General features: G+C 59.8%; 13 protein-coding genes. 6 read left to right on the top strand and 7 right to left on the bottom strand.

All coding sequences use genetic code 11. The annotated features are described in order from the left end of the window. Window positions 1-273 precede the first annotated feature (273 nt). Complete coding sequence (locus ASD99_RS14805; RefSeq protein ID WP_057144078.1) at window positions 274-1,164, top strand: LysR family transcriptional regulator; 891 nt, start codon at window positions 274-276, stop codon at window positions 1,162-1,164. 356 nt (window positions 1,165-1,520) lie between these two features. On the opposite strand, the gene ASD99_RS14800 is transcribed toward ASD99_RS14805, so the two are convergent. The 6 genes from ASD99_RS14800 to ASD99_RS14775 all read right to left on the bottom strand — a co-directional run bounded on the left by ASD99_RS14800 (window position 1,521) and on the right by ASD99_RS14775 (window position 7,993). Next, a complete protein-coding gene (locus tag ASD99_RS14800) occupies window positions 1,521-2,261 on the bottom strand; it encodes a ribonuclease activity regulator RraA (RefSeq protein WP_056581863.1) in 741 nt (246 codons plus the stop codon). A 24-nt stretch (window positions 2,262-2,285) separates the two neighbouring features. After that, window positions 2,286-3,449, bottom strand: a complete 1,164-nt coding sequence (locus tag ASD99_RS14795; protein ID WP_056581862.1) for a mandelate racemase/muconate lactonizing enzyme family protein — start codon at window positions 3,447-3,449, stop codon at window positions 2,286-2,288. 33 nt (window positions 3,450-3,482) lie between these two features. Next, window positions 3,483-4,580 (bottom strand): ABC transporter ATP-binding protein, encoded by a 1,098-nt coding sequence (locus tag ASD99_RS14790; protein ID WP_056581861.1) that lies wholly within the window; start codon window positions 4,578-4,580, stop codon window positions 3,483-3,485. A 10-nt stretch (window positions 4,581-4,590) separates the two neighbouring features. Beyond that, window positions 4,591-5,481, bottom strand: a complete 891-nt coding sequence (locus ASD99_RS14785; protein ID WP_057144077.1) for a carbohydrate ABC transporter permease — start codon at window positions 5,479-5,481, stop codon at window positions 4,591-4,593. After that, window positions 5,478-6,437, bottom strand: a complete 960-nt coding sequence (locus tag ASD99_RS14780) for a carbohydrate ABC transporter permease (protein WP_082583276.1) — start codon at window positions 6,435-6,437, stop codon at window positions 5,478-5,480. The genes ASD99_RS14785 and ASD99_RS14780 overlap by 4 nt, the downstream gene beginning before the upstream one ends. Window positions 6,438-6,514: 77 nt before the next feature. Beyond that, complete coding sequence (locus tag ASD99_RS14775; RefSeq protein ID WP_056581858.1) at window positions 6,515-7,993, bottom strand: ABC transporter substrate-binding protein; 1,479 nt, start codon at window positions 7,991-7,993, stop codon at window positions 6,515-6,517. Between the two features lie 213 nt (window positions 7,994-8,206). Between ASD99_RS14775 and ASD99_RS14770 the strand changes: the two genes are divergently transcribed. The 5 genes from ASD99_RS14770 to ASD99_RS33315 all read left to right on the top strand — a co-directional run bounded on the left by ASD99_RS14770 (window position 8,207) and on the right by ASD99_RS33315 (window position 14,831). Continuing rightward, window positions 8,207-8,917: a GntR family transcriptional regulator gene (locus ASD99_RS14770; RefSeq protein WP_056581857.1), complete on the top strand. Its 711-nt coding sequence runs from the start codon at window positions 8,207-8,209 to the stop codon at window positions 8,915-8,917. Between the two features lie 53 nt (window positions 8,918-8,970). Then, window positions 8,971-10,137: a mandelate racemase/muconate lactonizing enzyme family protein gene (locus ASD99_RS14765; protein WP_057144076.1), complete on the top strand. Its 1,167-nt coding sequence runs from the start codon at window positions 8,971-8,973 to the stop codon at window positions 10,135-10,137. A 61-nt stretch (window positions 10,138-10,198) separates the two neighbouring features. Beyond that, entirely contained in the window at window positions 10,199-11,557 is a 1,359-nt protein-coding gene (locus tag ASD99_RS14760) for a mandelate racemase/muconate lactonizing enzyme family protein (protein ID WP_057144075.1), read from the top strand. A 38-nt stretch (window positions 11,558-11,595) separates the two neighbouring features. Beyond that, window positions 11,596-12,792 carry a mandelate racemase/muconate lactonizing enzyme family protein gene (locus tag ASD99_RS14755; RefSeq protein ID WP_057144074.1) on the top strand — a complete coding sequence of 399 codons (1,197 nt, stop codon included), beginning with the start codon at window positions 11,596-11,598 and terminating at the stop codon, window positions 12,790-12,792. A 1,745-nt stretch (window positions 12,793-14,537) separates the two neighbouring features. Then, complete coding sequence (locus tag ASD99_RS33315; RefSeq protein ID WP_156388984.1) at window positions 14,538-14,831, top strand: hypothetical protein; 294 nt, start codon at window positions 14,538-14,540, stop codon at window positions 14,829-14,831. A 162-nt stretch (window positions 14,832-14,993) separates the two neighbouring features. Here ASD99_RS33315 and ASD99_RS14750 read toward each other — a convergent pair whose 3' ends face one another. Continuing rightward, window positions 14,994-17,000 (bottom strand): DUF4838 domain-containing protein, encoded by a 2,007-nt coding sequence (locus ASD99_RS14750; RefSeq protein ID WP_057144073.1) that lies wholly within the window; start codon window positions 16,998-17,000, stop codon window positions 14,994-14,996. Window positions 17,001-17,442 lie beyond the last annotated feature (442 nt).

Here is a 17,442-nt window from a genome sequence, read left to right as displayed (position 1 = left end):
CTGCCTTTGGTCGTTCGGGAAGAACCCCGAGAGCCAGGAAATAAGTCTGCCGGGGTCAGGCTTTGAGTGCGGAAATGCGCACATCGGTGGTGCAAAATCGATCCGGCTGGACGACGGACGCCAGCCGCGACGATCGGCGTCCGCCGTTCGGGATTGGACCGTGCTTGTCGGCATGGGCTATGATGACCGCCCGGCGCCACCCACATACGAGATGTTGTTCGATGTGATGGACACGGGCTTTGGAAGGCGCACCTCGCGGTGCGGGATTGCACCATGATCGACTGGGATGACATTCGCTACTTTCTTGCCGTCGCACGCGGAGGCTCGGTGCGGGCTGCTGCCGCGCACCTCGGGGTGAATCATTCAACCGTGCTGCGACGCATCGCCCAGCTCGAGGAACGTCTTGGCGCGCACATGTTCGAAAAGCTGCCTTCGGGCTACCGCCTGACGGCTGCGGGCGAGGAGGTCCTTGAGCTCGCGAACCAGATGGAAGCGTCGTCGCACCAGCTGGAGACGCGCGTCTTCGGGCGCGACCAGAGCGTGCGCGGGCTTCTGCGGGTGACACTGGCACCGACCCTTGCGACACACCTGCTCATGCCGGACTTCGCCGATTTCGCGCTTCTGCATCCGGACATCGAGATGGAAATCTTGTCGTCCGGCGAGCTGGCAAATCTGACCAATCGAGAGGCCGACGTGGCGATCCGCGTCGTCTACGACCGCAAAACCCTGCCGCTCAATCTTCACGGCCTGAAGGGACCGGACCTGTTCGGCGGCGTCTACATGTCCCGGGATCGACTAGCCGCATGGCGTGCGGGCGCGCCTGATCCCATCCGGTGGATCGTCATAAGCATTCATGGAATTCCGGATTGGGCCAGCGAGATTCGCACCACGGGGGTTCCGTTCAGGACCACGGACGGCGAGGCGCAGATCGTTGCCGTACGGCAAGGGCTCGGGATCACGACACTGTCGTGCTTCGTCGGAGATGCCGATCCCCTACTGGTGAGGGTGCCGGGCACCGACCTGCACATGTACGGAACGCTCTGGCTTCTCACGCAGGGTGAGACACGCAAGACGAAGCGCGTGCGGCTCTTCACCGAGTTCATATCCCGCAGGCTCGCCGCGTACGCTCCGCTTCTCGCGGGGCTGTCTGTATCGCGCGACTGATGAGCAGCAGGTAACCGATGACGCTGTCTCGAGCGTACCGCTGTATCAACTACGAAGCCGATGTAAATCTCGCGACGGACCCTGGTTGTAGACAGCCTCGTGACGGTCTTTTTTTGGGAACTGCCGGTACGGCTCGGTCGGCGGCCGTCAGAAAGAAATCGACCGATTGATACCGATAGTCGCTGAAACCGAGCAAATCGTGGAAAGCTTCCACAGTCGTGGAAACACTGGACTCGCGGTCGCGACGTCCAGTCCGAGCACAGCGCGCTCCCGCAAGCGGCATTCGACATGCCGAGAAGGCCTCGGCACTGCTCAGCAAGCAGTTGCATAAGACGACGCGACCAATGTCCCGTCTATCAGGATTTGGGGTTGGCTTGCCGCCAGGCCTCGTACTCCCCGCGGGCATCGTCATGCAGCGGATAGTAGCGCTGCAACGGCGCGCCCTCCATGAGCTTCATTCGCGAGAACTCCTCCCAATCGTGATGCTTCTTCGATTCTTCGATGACCTTCGTGGCCATTGCGACGGGAAGCACCACCACCCCGTCGTCGTCGGCGACGATAATGTCACCGGGGACCACCGTTACACCGCCGCAGGCAATTGGAACGTTGACCGCGTTCGGATAGATGCTGGTTTGCACATGGTAGTTGGGCGTCCAGCCGCGCAGCCATAGGGGCAGGTCGAGCTTTTCAACATTGGGCCGGTCGCGCATGCACCCGTCGATGACGATGCCCGCGCCGCCTCTGCCCTTGAAATACGTCGACATCATATCGCCGAAGACGCCCGAACTCATATCGCCGCGCGCGTCCACCACGACCACATCGCCTTCCTGCGCGTGATACAGCACGTGCCGATGCAGTTGCGTCTCGGGATCGGCATATTCTCCCTCGCTGAACAGGTCCGGCCGCTGCGGCAAGAACTGCAGCGTCAGCGCCGGCCCGACGATCGACTTCCCATGGTTCTGCGCCACCGGACCGACCATGTGGGGATTGCGGAAGCCCATGTGGCCAAGCGTGCCGGCAACCGTCGCGGCGCCGATCTCTCTTAGCGCGTCGATCAAATCTTTCGGCGGCCGCGTGATGTCGGGTGTATGCGTCATTATCGGACTCCGGTTGAAAGGGAACTACCAGTTCGTGACGGAACCGTCGCGGCGTCTCAGGTGAGGCGCTTCCCAGAAACGCAAGCTCTCCGCCTGGATCGCAGCTTCGTTGACCTCGACGCCGAGCCCTGGCAGATCGCGCACCGGATAATCGGGGCCGTCGAGCCGTGGTTGCACGGGGAAGAAGTCGGAATTGTCAAAGCCCAGCTTTCTTTCGGGCTCCCTGGTCTCGAGCCACGCGAAGTTGGGTACCGCGCAGGCGAGATGCACGGTCGCGGCCGTGCACACTGGACCAAGCGGATTGTGCGGCATCAGGTCCACGTAATGCGCCTCGCTCCAGCCAGCGACTTTCATCGCCTCGGTGAGCCCGCCGACATTGCAAACATCGAGCCGGTTGAACTGATGAATGCCACGCTCGATGTAGGGCAGGAACTGCCACTTGCTGGCAAATTCCTCGCCGATGGCAAAGGGGATCTCAGTCATCGTACGCAGGGACTCGTAGGCCTCCGGTGTCTCGTCGCGTATCGGCTCCTCGAGGAAATCGAGCACGCCGCGGCGGAGTTTGTTGCAGAAGCTCGCCGCCTCTGCCACCGATAGTCGGTGATGATAATCGATGCCGAGGACGACGTCGTCGCCGAGCGCCTCGCGCGCCCTGTTTAGCATTCTCGCGGTAGCGCCGATCGACTCGCGCGGCTCGAAGACGTCCCTGCTGCTTTGCCCGACGGGGAAGAAGCGGATCGCCTGCCAACCCTGTGCGCACAGTTCGCGGGCGCGTTCGATGGCGGCATCGCCCTCGGCCTCGTCTCCGGTCGAGGCGAACGTGGGGATGCGGTCGCGCTGCTTTCCACCCAGCAGTTCGTAGACCGGCACTCCCAGCGCCTTGCCCTTGATGTCGTGAAGGGCGATGTCGATAGCGGAAATCGCCGCCTGCAGAACCCGCCCGCCTTCGAAGTACTGGCTGCGATAGACCTCCTGCCAGATCCGCCCGATCTGCATGGGGTCGCGGCCGATGAGAAACTCGCGATAATGCTCGATCGCGCCGACCACGGCCCTCTCGCGGCCGCTCAAGCCGCTCTCGCCCCAGCCGAAGATGCCGTGGTCGGTCTCGACCTTGACCAGCATCTGGTTGCGCGTTCCTACCCATACTGGATAGGGCTTGATATCGGTAATCTTGAGCTTCGTAGTCATTAGCGTCCACGTTCCAAACGCATCCACCCTGTTTCAGGAGGCCTCCAGAGCCATTTCAGTTTCGCCGTCGAACAGGTGCATCCGCTCCTGGTCGAACTCGAGCCAGATCTGCTCATCAGGTTTGACGGCGATGTTGGGGGACACGCTGATGTTGACGATGGCGCCGGAGAGGAACGCCTGCACGAAGGTGACATCTCCGGTTGGTTCCACCGTATAGGCCTTGGCCGGAATGGCACCGGTGACCGCGCTCTTGTGCAGCTTGATCGTCGAGTGGCGCGCACCGAGCACGACCTTCCGGGTGGTCGCTTTCTGGACCTTGCGCGCGTTGAGTTGCGACAGCTCGAGGCTCCAGCCTTCCGCGCTCGTCAGAACGGTGCAGCCGTTTGCCGTCGATGCCTCCAGCGGAATAAGGCTCATCGCCGGGCTGCCTATGAAGCTCGCGACGAACATGTTGACGGGATGGGCGAAAACTTGCGCCGGCGAATCGTATTGCTGCAGATAGCCGCCGTTCATCACGGCCATCCTGTCCGCCATGGTCACGGCCTCGAGCTGGTCGTGCGTCACATAGATGATGGTCGCCTTGAGGTCCTGATGGAACCGTTTGATTTCGGACCGCATCTGCACCCGCAGCTTTGCGTCGAGATTGGAGAGCGGTTCGTCCATCAAGAATACCGCCGGATCTCGAACGAGAGCGCGGCCCAGGGCCACGCGCTGCTGTTGCCCGCCCGAAAGTTCGCGTGGCTTGCGCTCGAGCAGCTGCGTCATGTCGAGCACTCGCGCCGCTTCCCTGACCTTCTTGTCGATCTCGTCCCTGGGCAGTTTGCGCATCTGCAGCGGGAACGCCAGATTCTTGTAAACCGATTTCTGCGGATAGAGAGCGTAGTTCTGGAACACCATCGCGATGTCACGGTCCTTGGGGTCGAGGTCGTTGACCACCCGGTCCCCGATGACGATGTCGCCCGATGTGATCGGGATCAGCCCCGCGACGAGATTGAGCGTGGTTGTCTTTCCGCAGCCTGAAGGGCCGACGAGCGCAACGAATTCGCCGTCATTGACCGTCAGCGAGACGTCGTTGACAGCTTTGAAACTGCCATAGGTCTTGACGAGATCTTTGAGGACCACGTGGGCCATCGGCAACTCCCTAGTGCTTGACCGCGCCTTCTGTAAGGGCGCGTACGAAGTATCGTTGCAGGACAAGGAACAGCACCACGACGGGTACGCTCATCATAAAGCTGGCCGCCATCAGGCCCGGAAAGTCCGTCGTATTTTCCGAGAAGAAACGCTGGATGCCGACCGGCAGGGTCAACTGGTCGTTTTTGGAAAGGAAGGTGTAGGCGTAGATGTACTCGTTCCATGCGCCGATGAAGGAATAGATCGCGGTGGCGATGATCCCCGGCGTCGAAAGCGGCATCACGATCAGGATGAAGGCCTGGAACCGCGTTGCCCCATCGATGCGCGCCGCCTGCTCGAGCTGAACCGGGATGTTGTCATAGAAGCCCTTGAGCAGCCAGATCGCCAGCGGCAGGCCGAAGGTGAGATAGGTGAGAATGAGCGAGCCATGCGTGTTCACCAGCCCGATCGCGCGCATCAGGATGAAGAGCGGCACGAGAAAGATCACCGCCGGGAACATGTTACGCAGCAGCACGGCGAAGAACAGGAAGTTCCGGCCCGGGAAACTGAAGCGCGAAAACGCGTAGGCGGCGGGAACAGCTACGATCACCGAAAGGATTGTCGTGACCGTCGACACGAAAAGGCTGTTCCAGAAGAAGCGGAGGAAGTCCTGGCCGACGCTGTTTTGCGGATCGAGCAACTGCTCGTAGCTGGCAAGGGTAGGCTGGTCAGGCCACCATTGCGGCGGGAATTGCATCGCCGCGAACCCGGACTTGATCGAGGTGATCAGCATCCAGATCATCGGCAATGCGGTGTAAAGCAGCATGAACACGAGGAAGATGCGCCCCGCCCACCGCCATCCGTCGACGCGCATGCTGTGACGGGTCTGGCCTCGAGGGGCTGTCTCGACAGTCATGCTCATGCGCTCCCCTCTTTCCGGTCGTTGCCGGCTAGCGCACGGACGTAGAAGTACCCCAGCACCATCAGCATGAGGAACAGGAGCACCGAATAGGCCGATGCGACGCCCCAGCGCTGCCGGCCGAAGGCGAGCTCATAAATGTGCGTGATCCAGATATGCGAAGCGTTCGATGGCCCGCCGCCGGTCATGATCCAGGGGATGATGAACGAATTGAAGTTGGCGACTGCGAGCAGCAGGATGGTCACCGTCGAGACGTTGCGCAAGTGCGGGAAGGTGACGTGCCAGAAGCGCTGCCATGCATTGGCCCCGTCGACTTCGGCGGCGCGCAGCAACTGGTCGGGGACGGTCTGCAGGCCGGCCATCATCATGATCATGGCGAACGGAAACTCGCGCCAGATATTGACGACGATCAGCGAGGGCAGCACCGTGCTGACATTGTCGATGAAGTTCGGGGGTCGGTCCGCAAATCCGAGGCCGACCAATACCGCGCCAATGATCCCGAAATCCGAATGATAGATCCACTTCCAGATATAGGAAGCGGCAACTGCGCTGATGACCCAAGGGATGATCAGGATAGCGCGCAGGATACCCCGGCCGATAAAGTCGCGGTGGAGCGCCAGCGCGGCGCCAAACCCCAGGACGAAGGAAATGAATGTCGAACCCAGTGTCCAGACCAGCGTGTTCCAGGTGACTTTCCAGAACACCTCGCTGGTGAGGATGGCCGTGTAATTGTCGAAGCCGATGAAGCTCTTGTCGCGGAGCTGCAGGCCAGGCGGAGTCTTGAAGAACGACAGCTCGATCGTGTAGTAGATCGGATAGGCGATGACGATGAGCATCACTGCGATCGCAGGGAGCACGTACGCATAGTCCGCGCGATGCTCCCATATCTTCCGCAGAACCCCGGATCTGCCGGGTTGCAATCTTCGGCGAACCTCGGCCTTGCCGGTCACGATCGTCACTGTGGCGTGCCCTTGTTCTTCGGAACGAACCGGCTGCACGATCGGCGCAGCCGGTCAGGTCGCAGGTCAGGCTCGGACTAGAGTCCGCCCATCAGGTCTTTCACCTTCTTGGCCGCGTCGTCCGCTGCCTGATCGACCGTCATCGCGCCGGTCAGAGCATTCTGCAGCATGTCCGGGACAATGATGTTCATGATCTCGGGGGACTGCGGCAGCGCGGGGAACGGGATGCCGTATGGCAGCATCGATGTCGTGACATCGAGGAACTTGATGTTGTCCAGACGTTCCTTCATCCATTTGGTCTTGAAGCCATTAAGGTTGCCCGGGTTCGAGCCGGCGTAAGCCATCTTCAACGACCATTCCGGGCTGGACCACATGCAGATGATAGCCTTTGCAGCCGGCTCGTCCACCTTGCCGCCCTCGACATATTCGGGCTTCAGGATGTGGATGTTCGAACCGCCGAACACGACCGCGCGCTTGCCGTCGGGGCCGGTCGGAATCAGGCCGTAGCGCATGTTGTCGATAACGGTCTGCGCCTTGTCCTTGTCGGTGCCCGTCGCTTTCTTTTGCAGGTCGAGCATGACGTTGTAGTCGGACGGGTGCGAGATCATCATGCCGAGCTGGCCGGCGACGAACAGAGGCTGGTTATCGGCCTGCTGGTTGGTGAGCGCCGAAACCGGAACCGACTTGTCGCGAACATACATGTCGTACGAGGCCTGCAGCGCCGCCTTGCTCTGCGGGCTGTCGAGTTCGACCTCGCCGTAGGTCGGGTTCGCGGTGGCTTCGTCGAAGACGCCGCCGCCATAGGCCCATAGCTGCGGCATGAAGCGGTACGGCGTGTTGCCGGCATTCTTGCGAGCCACGAGGCCGTAGCCGGCAATGCCGAGCTTGTCGTGGATCTGCTTGGAATACTTGACGACGTCGTCCCAGGTTGCCGGCGCCTTGTCCGGATCGAGCCCCGCACGCTTGAAGATGTCGGCATTCCAGATGAACGCCATCGTCTCGTTGTTGGTCGGAATGCCGTAGGTCACACCCTCCCAGGTCACGGCCTTCATGGCGCCGGGCCAGAAATCCTCGGTTGAATAGCCCACATCCTCGGGCTTGAGCGGCTGCAGATAGCCCTTCGAGGCGAACTCGGTGCCGCCCAGGATTTGCAGCCGGACAGCCATCGGCGCGGCATTGCCCAAGAGTGCCGTGCGGAACTTGTCGAGAAGGTCGTTGTAGGTGAGGGCTTGATCCTCGAGCTGGATGTTCGGATAGGTCTTGCGGAAGGTCTCGAAGAAATCCTTGTAGTATTGGCGCAGGAGGTCGGGATCGCCCTCGAACACCCCCTGATACCAGAAAGTGAGTCGCCCCTTGTAGTCGAGCGGGGTGACTTTGGCACAATCGGCCGCCGTGTCGAAATCCTGTGTGCCCGCGATGGAGCGCACATATTCCGGCGACCACTTGCTCAGGTCGACCGGCGGCGCACCCAGCGCTGATGTAGACATCAGCGAGGCCGTCAAAACTCCAACGACAGTGCCGCGCAGGACCGCACTGCCGAGCGTAATCCTCGTCATAGGTATCCTCCTGGTTCTCCCATGCCGCTCCGCGCCGAGGCAAAGCGGTCCTTGTTTGGTCGACCGCGGGGATGCTTCTCGGTCTATGTACCCGTTCGACCACTTAGTACGTTTTCAGATCGTGAATTGCCTGTCAACGCACCAGATCGTACATTGTCTGCGAATGCCGTGTATGATATCGGAGAAAATGTGTATAATCTTGGGGAGCCGGCGTTGGCCGAAACAAGCGATTTCAAAGCAGAGCCACCCTTGGGGATTGACCCTATCGGTGCCTCCAGCGAGGGCGCCTCGCTTTATGAACTGATCAGGGAAGACATCATTGAGGGACGGCTCGCTGCCAACGAGCGCCTTGTGGTCACCGATCTCGCCCGGCGTCACGGCACCTCGACCAATCCCGTGCGCGAGGCGCTGCAGTTGTTGCGCGGCGAGGGCTTTGTCACCTTTGTCGCCAACCGTGGGGCGCGCGTCCGACCCATAGATCAGGATTTTGTCCGGGATATCTATGAGATCGGTGTTCTGATCGAGCCAGCCCTAACGCGATGGTTTGTGAATATGGCTACCAGCGAGGACATCGCCGAACTCGAACGTATCCAGGGCCTGATCGAAGAGAACAACTTCGCCGACACATTCAGGCATAGTGAACTGGACACCGCCTTCCACACCGTGATGTACCAGCGCCATTATAACCGTCATGCCGCCGAGCTTTGGTGGAAGCATCGCGAAGTGCTGCGAGCCGTGAGCCGGCGTTTCAATTTCACGCTCGCGCGGCGGGCCGCCATCATGCGTGAGCACCGCGAACTCATCGCGCATATAAAGGCGGGAAATGCCGACGAGGCAGGCGAACTCATTTCCCGCCATGTCGAGGGTTCCGGCCGGCACGTTCTTGAACAGATGCGTGCGCGCAACGCCGCTCGGGCCGGATAGAATGTCCGGTCCAGAACCTCGTGGCCTGACCATTCCAGACAAAGGCAATTGAGATGAAAATCACGAGCGTTCGGCCGTGGCTGATCAAGTCCGATGCTTCCTATTGGGGAGAGTTCCTGTTCGTCGAGGTGACGACCGACGCAGGGGTGAGTGGCTGGGGAGAGATCACCACCACCACAAGGCTCGCCAACCGAGCCCTCTGCACGATCCTGCGACAGATCGGTGTCGCCGTGACAGGCGAGGATCCGGCGCGTATCGAGCATCTCTGGCACAAGATTTTCCGCAGCTTCACCTACATGGGCAGCCGCGGCGCCGCTGTTGAATGCGTAAGTGCTATCGATATCGCGCTCTGGGACATCCGGGGCAAGGTCCTCGGCAAGCCGATTTATGAGCTGCTGGGCGGATCCGTGCGCGATGAAATCTCGCTTTACACCCATCCCAACCAAGCCAAATTCACCAGCAAGGAGGCTGTGGTCCGCGAAATTCGCGACATTGTCGAGTCCGGACACACCGCGCTCAAGTTCGACCCTTTCCCCCACCAGGGCCGTGGCGCCGATGGCCTTTCCCGCGAACAGCGGGACGGCTACCTCGATGGCAGCATGACCCGCAAGGACGAGCGCGAAGCCGCCGAACTCACGGCCCTGATCCGCGAAACGGCGGGGCCTGATGTCGACATTCTCATCGATGCGCATGGCCGCTTCGACGTTCCCACCGCCATCCGCCTCTGTCGGAGCCTCGAGGAAGCCGGCCAGATCGACTGGTTTGAGGAGCCATGCCCGCCTGAGAGCCTCAACGCCCTCAAGCAAGTGCGTGAGAAGGTCAGTGCCGCCATCTCGTGGGGCGAGCGTGGCCACACGAAGTGGGATTTCGTGCCGGTCCTTGAGAACAGGCTGGCTGACTACATCATGCCGGATGTCACTTGGACCGGCGGCATTACCGAACTCAAGAAGATTTCCGCTCTATGTGAAGCCTACTACATCCCGGTCTCGCCGCATGACGCCGCGGGGCCGATCAACGTGGTTGCTGGAGCGCAGGTGATGATGACCGTTCCCAATTTCTACAAGCTCGAAACGTCGGAGTGGAACCTGGGCAAATACGATCATCTCATCGACAGGCCACTCGACGTATCGAACGGCAGCCTCAAGCTGACGTCGAAGCCCGGTCTCGGTATCGAGATGGACCGCGACTACCTGCAGGCCCATGAGATTGAATTGGGCTAGCAACGCCCTATGCGGGCAGGCCCGCGCGCAACAAGCCCGCCGACCAGAACGAGGATAAGCCATGCCAAAAATGCGTGGAGCCGACGAGGCGCTCAATCGGGTAAACACCAACTCCAAGCCGTCCGAGCTTCGCATCACCGACATGCGGGTAGCCGAAATCGTTGGCGCCCCGTTCACCTCGGCGCTCATCAAGATCTACACCAACCAGGGCATTGTCGGCCTGGGCGAAGTGCGTGACGGCGCCAGCGCGACCTATGCGCTGATGCTCAAGAGCCGGTTGCTGGGCGAGAACCCCTGCGACATCGATCGGCTGTTTCGCCGCATCAAGCAATTTGGCGGCCATGGGCGGCAGGGTGGTGGTGTCTCGGCAGTCGAGATCGCCCTCTGGGACCTTGCCGGCAAGGCCTATGGCGTGCCGATCTACCAGTTGCTCGGGGGACGGTTCCGCGACAAGGTGCGTGTCTATTGCGATACCGACGCGGAGAAGCCCAGCGGCACCGAGACCGGCAAGCGGCTCAAGGCGCGGATGGCTCTCGGTTTCACGTTCCTCAAGATGGACCTCGGGCTGGCGCAGATCTCCCACATACCAGGCGCGGTGGTCGCGCCGGCTGGCGTGCTCGACGGATTCCTCACGCATGCCGGTCGCGGCCGGGCACGCACGCTGGACGAGCGCCGGGCGCGCAATGCCGCTTATGACGCACAGAACGTGCCGCATCCTTTCACCGGCCTCCACTTCACCGAAAAGGGCATCGACCTGCTTGATCAATATATCCACGAGGTCCGAGAGGTGATCGGTTACGAGATCCCGCTCGCTATCGACCATGTCGGCCACATCTCGCTGCAGGATGGCATCCGTCTCGCCCGGCGGATCGAGAAATACGCCCCAGCCTGGCTCGAGGACGTGATCCCCTGGCAATACACCGAGCAGTATCGGCAGTTGCAGCAGGCAACATCCGTGCCGATCTGCACCGGCGAGGACATCTACCTCAAGGAAGGTTTCGAGCCGCTGCTCAACTCAGGCATCTCGGTCATCCACCCGGACCTGCTTACCACCGGCGGCATCCTCGAGACCAAGAAGATCGGCGACGCGGCGCAAGAACATGGCGTTGCCATGGCCATTCACATGGCGGAGAGCCCGATCGCCGCGATGGCCGCCGCGCATGTCGCCGTGGCCACGGAGAACTTCATGGCGCTCGAATATCACAGCGTGGAAGTGGACTGGTGGGACGATATCGTCACGGGCTTGCCCAAGCCGCTGGTCAAGGACGGGTTCATCACAGTGCCCGACAGACCGGGCCTGGGCATCGACGACGTGGTTGATGAAGTCATCAGTCAGCACCTGCAGGAAGGGGTCAAAGGCATCTGGCAACCGACCGATCACTGGGATGACGAATATTCCTGGGACCGGACCTGGAGCTGACCGCCTCACCTCTTGAGGGAACGCAAGAAGGGGAAAGCATGAAGATCACCGATCTCCGGTGCGCCGTCATCGGCAAACATCCTATCGTCCGCATCGTGACCGACGAAGGCCTTTATGGCCTCGGCGAGGTCGAGTACACCAAGCCTTATCTCAAGCCCTGGGTCCTGCATTTCCGCGACGCCCTAATCGGTGAAGACCCGACCGACGTCGAACGCTGCATGCTGAAGATCCGGCAGCGGGGCTCGTTCAAGCCGTACGGCGCCGCCGTCAGCGTCATCGAGCACGCTCTGTGGGACATCGCGGGCAAGGCGGCCGGCGTTCCGGTCTACAAGTTGCTCGGCGGCAAGGTGCGCGACAAGGTGCGGGTCTATAACGGTTCGATCCGCAAAAAGCGCACCGGGGACAAACCCGAGGACTACGCGGCCGACGTCAAATGGATGATGGAGCGGCCCGAAAACTTCTTCATGGTGAAGCAAGGTATCAGCTTCCACTCCAACATGAAGACGAGCGTGCCTGACTTCCACTACGGTATCCGCCAGCCGCCGACCTATCACGGCGCGATGGACCAGGGGCAGATTAGCGAGCGCGGCATGACGCATATGATCGAATGCGTCATCGCCATGAAGGAGGTGCTCGGCGACAAGGTTTCGCTCGCGCTGGATTGCGGCCCCGGCTGGTTCTTGCCCGACGCTATCCGTTTTGCGCAGTCGGTTGAAAAGTACAATCTCATGTGGCTAGAGGACATGCTGACGGGTGACTACGTGCCATGGGTCAATCCGCAGGCTTACCGCGAACTTACGATATCGACGTCCACCCCCATCCACACAGGAGAGCAGATCTACCTGCGGCACAATTTTAAGGAATTGATCGAGACGCAGGCAGTGCGCGTCATCGGCCCCGATCCTGCCGATATTGGCGGCATCGCCGAGCTCAAATGGGTGGCCGAGCACGCCTATATGCACTCGATCCTGATGGCCCCGCACGGCACCGCGAACGGCCTCCTGGGCCTCGGCGCGCTGATCAACGTATGCGCCACCTTGCCCGCCAATTACGTGGCGTTCGAATATCCCAGCGCCTCGGACCCGTGGTGGAACGACATCGTCATCGGCCTGCCCAAGCAGATCGTGAAGGACAGCATGATGGACCTGCTGGAAGCGCCGGGTCTGGGCGTCGATATCGACGCCGAAGCAGCCAGGAAGTACCTCAGGGAAGAGGATGCGGGCTTCTTTGACTGAAACCATCCTTCTTTAACCACCCTGCACCACGCGGACCGCTTCACGCAAATTGGCATCCGGAATGATCGCTTCGGGTCAGAAACGGAAGCTCGGCAAAATCGCAATGCCCCGCATTCGCCTCGCTGCTAAAGACCTTCTGCGAGGTAGCGCACCTTGTGGCAATTGGCGTCTCAGTGCACCAAGTAAAACCTTTGACCTGTGTACTGCGCACCCTCCACCCACAATGCGAGCGCAATCGCTGGCGAACGTCCCTTAACTTCAAAATTGCGGCCCCGATACCTTCCTGCTGCGATCCATACTGTCTTTGAACGGCGGTAAATCGTGATGCCCCGTTCACTCGCCCAAGCGCACAGTTCTGCGCCATTTCGACCCATTTCCCAAACCTGGGCCGATGCTGTCTCTGTATAAGAAAGCTGCATATCCATATTAGGCTTCCCTAATCTTGATAACCTAGCGCCGTCTCCAACATCACGGAATGAATGATCGGACTACTCCGTTTCGGTTGTGTGTCGACCACAGCACGATCAGGTATCCACCATAGACAAAAAGGCCCTTTGCCTTGTGTCAGATGACGGGAGCGGTCGCGTCTTGGTCTCTTGGTCGGAAATGGCCCTTGGCGCCAGCCGTAACAAGACGACCGGCAAGGCTGCCTGAGAGGGGACACCTTGCCGCCCGTGCCGGCCGCTGCGGCGGGAGCTTGGGGTTCCTCTCCGCGCCACGCAGATTACGCCTATATTAGCACTCACGCAACAAGGTTGGCTCTAGCCGACGGAGGTCAGCAAGCGGCAGAGGGGCTGGGTCTTGTCGAAAACGAATGGCCGGTGCGGCTTACTGCGTTGGACAGCTTTGCTTTGCGCCACACCGGCCATGCGGGTTGGATTGGGTGTCCCCCGCGTCGATCAATTTATAGATATATTAGCCGCATCGCAAATAAGACTGAAGTCCCATGGTTCCCATGGAACGTCCAGTTGCGGGGTTGGTTGGTAGCTCCCCATCAACGAGCCAATAGTGGCTCGGCAAGCGGTCGCAGGGGGGCTCTTCGGACGCGATCTCGGATTCATACAAAGTCGGCATCTATGTCAAATGCAAATGAACGAGCACCGTTGCCGGCAATTTGAGGAGCCGAAGGCCAGAGCATATGCATCGCGATTACGAAGCGATTTTCTATCGGGCGAATGCTCTCGGCGTCTCGATCTATCAACGTTCAAAAACAGTGTGGGTAGCTACGGGGAGTCACCTGGGCCGCCATTTTGAGGTTAAAGCGCGCTCTCCTGCGATCGGACTCGCATTGTGGATGGAAGCCGCTCAGTACACAGGTCAACGGATTTAGCGCCTCGCAATGACAGAGGCCTGAACAGCGATCACATCTCCGGGATGTTGAGAACAACATTGTCAGATGGTTAACAAATGGTTGCATCTGGACTTTGGGATCTGTCAGGCTGATGTCAGGAACGCAATAAACAGTCAGATCGCGTTGGCGATCGAACGCCCGACAATTTTAAATAGATAGATCAGTTTCTACTTGGCCGAAGCGCTCGCTAGACCGCCCACGGTTGCCATTAAGTCAGGCGACTGTTGTCGCCTGCCGCATCGCTTCGCAAGTTCTATGCAGATGTCCAAGAAATTGCTAATGCTCCTGTTTTGAAGGAGATGTGAGTAAATGTTGATAATAAATTGAGTTCACTAATTATAAAACATTCCGACAGCTTCATCATAAAACAAGACTCGATCTTCCGGAAAGATAAGTGACAAGATTCTCAGGAGCTGAACGTCACATTGTTATGGAGGCTTATCACTATAAACGCGTTCCTTCCGCGACTTCTCTAGTTACGTCTGTTGAATCGATCTCGACGACCAGCTTTGCAGAGTCTTTGACCAAAATTAAATCTGTGGAAGCAGGCAAGGCAGGTCGCGCTCCGGAACCCGGCAAAGCCGGCGGTGCTGGCGAAACCGGCAGCAAGGCTGGCGGAGCCGGTGAGTCCGGAGGCAAGTCCGGCGGCGCTGGAGAAGGTGGCAGCAAGGGCAGCAAGGGCAACTGATCGCCCTGTCGATCTTGCCAAATGACTAAGAGCGCACCTTGCCGGCGTGTATGCTGGCGGGTGCGTTTGCCGCGGTCGAGACTCCTACCGCGCACGCGGGAGTCCGTCGCCTTGCAAAGTGCATGCGGTGACTAACGGCCCGCTTCCATTCGCTGACGAAGATCATTCTGGATCGGGATCCTGAGATTGAACTGCCACGCCTGGAAGCGTCCAGCTCGTGCTTTCGACCCACGCGCAGTGATTCAAGTTGGAGATCCACATGCGCTCGTGCGCTCGACGAAATGCTAAGAGCGCCTGCAGTTCCGCCCGGCCTTTCTCGGAATTGGAGTCTGGATTGCCGAGCGTGAGCTTGGCGGCGGCCAATGAGCATAACTTCGCGTGCTGCAATCCCAATCGAAGGAACTGCACGCGCATGGATGCCTCCTGATCGCCGTTTGCAGAGGAGGCTGCTCTGTCGAGCAATGCTTCGGCTGGCGCAAAACTCTCCTCTGGATAGATCGCATGCGCCGCTTTCGCCCAGCTTCGCCAACGCGAAGCCCCAAGAGCCTCAAAGGTGTCATGCAGCCGGGCGCGCCCATCCGACGTATACGTCTCCCAGAAATCAAAGTACTTCCTCACGTCAGCTGCCGCTGGGCCGAAGGCAGAGTAATATTCGGACAGGAGGGAATCGGCAGGCACATCGGGACGGATATGCAAACGCAGCAACAGGTAAAGGTTTGGGCCTTGTGTCGCCCAATGACCTGTCAGCGAATCGAAATCGGTCCCGACCATTCCGTTGTTCGCGGCGCTCTGAAACTCGTCGGCGAACTGGGTCGAAAATATGTGCGGCATACAATACCCGTCCAGAAAATAGTTCGCCCGCATGAAAAGTTTAGCTTGTGTGTCCGCCCAACCGCTCCACTGGGCTTTTATCCAGTCTTGCTCGTCGCCACTTCGGGGATAGAACCAGGATGACGGGCAAAATCCGACCATGATGTTCGGGCTCAATTTTACGCCCGATGTTGGAGCGGCGAAGTAGTTCATATAGGCGTAGCCGACGACAACCGCGTTCGAATTGTATTTCGCAGCGATCTGCTGGATGGCTTGCCATGAACGTGCATATCGGTCGGATACGAAAGGCTTGCTGGCAATCTTTGACTTCGACGGAATGAATTTCCGATAGCTCGGTGGTTCGGGACCATCCAGCGCCTTGCACGCATCGCATTCGCATTGGCCAGGGACGTCATTCTCAACAGCGTTGACGAAGGTTGGAAGATGCCCGGGGCGATCGCCTCCATGCTGACGCCACTGCGAGACAATCTCTTCGTGCAGACCTGGATTGGAAATGCACATCGAGAAGCGCCCACCCAGCCATGAGGGTCCTCGTTTGCCGTTGACCAGCTGAAACCATTCGGGATGCTCAGCACCATACTGCCGCCACCAGTTCACGAAGGCATGGCCGTACCTCGCCGGGATTCGGCGACCCATGCGGTTGCGACGCAGAAATGCAGCCTGGGCGTTCATGTATTCTTCAGCCGCCGCGGCGGTGAAGCCCATCTCGGCATGATCTTTGGCCCTCAAGCCAGCGCCCGTGCGCACGTGACGCTGCATGAATCGAGGCGTTACGACGCAATCTTGAAGAGGAACGACAACGGACTCTGCTTTCGGAACAAACGTTCCCAGTTCGCCTGGCCATAGCCACCGAACCGCGAAGTAGCGATCGAGAAGTTCGTAGACGCCGAACAGCGTTCCCGCAGACGTGTTGACATCAACAGGACTGCCGCTCGTGTCGTGCCCTGCGATACACAGGTGGCGGCCGACGGTGCGAATTGCGCACGACTCCGGCCCTAAGGCGTCGAAATCGACTCCGGCCTTTCGGGCAAACTGGGTATCGCCCAGAAAGATGTGGGTTTTGCCGAGCCTGGCCGACGTCACCTTGCTCTCGGTCACTGTGGCAGGTTGGGAGCCGGTGGCCTTTTCAATGTGCCAGCGAAGTTCCACCGCAGCGTAGTGGACAGAGTCGGTTGGCGTATCGGGGGTGACCAGAGTGACGACGGGTCTGCCTTCCGCCACCAGGGTTACACCATCGCTCGGCTGATGGTACGCGTCAGCCGGCCTGCAAACGCCGAGCCAGTGCGACAGGCCTAACAGAGCTCCCTGCGCAAACGTCCTCCGCGACAGTGCTCGCATAACAAAACCCTACCTACGCGCGATCATCCGACACGGTGGACCATCTTCTGGTGACTGCGCGAAGTGGCTTGTGGAGCGGTGCAGGCATGGGCGCCATCCGAAGAAAATTGCCCGCCGCATGTTGGTCCGGTTGCATCCTAGGCGAAGTGGTTGCCGTTGCACGCAAATCATCAGTGAATGGTATTGCCGTAGCGTATTGATCCCAGATAGGCTTTTGGACGTTTCGGCTAAACCTTTGGGTGGGGGTGAAGGACGTTCTTGTCCCTTGGTGGCTTGCTGTTTTTCGCGCTTTCCACGTTTGGTAGGGTTCGACGCTTACCCCTCGTTCCAGGAGTTTGCTTGCTCCAAGCGGGGGGCGAGATCGACAGGTGTTGGCAAAACCGGCATGGCAGCCGATGGGCAAGTGTTAAAGTCGTCACATTCCGTGCAACTCTGGTCTGGC

The sequence above is a fragment of the Mesorhizobium sp. Root695 genome, assembly GCF_001428185.1.
Taxonomy (GTDB): Bacteria; Pseudomonadota; Alphaproteobacteria; order Rhizobiales; family Rhizobiaceae; genus Mesorhizobium.
This window is presented reverse-complemented; position numbering and strand designations above follow the sequence as displayed.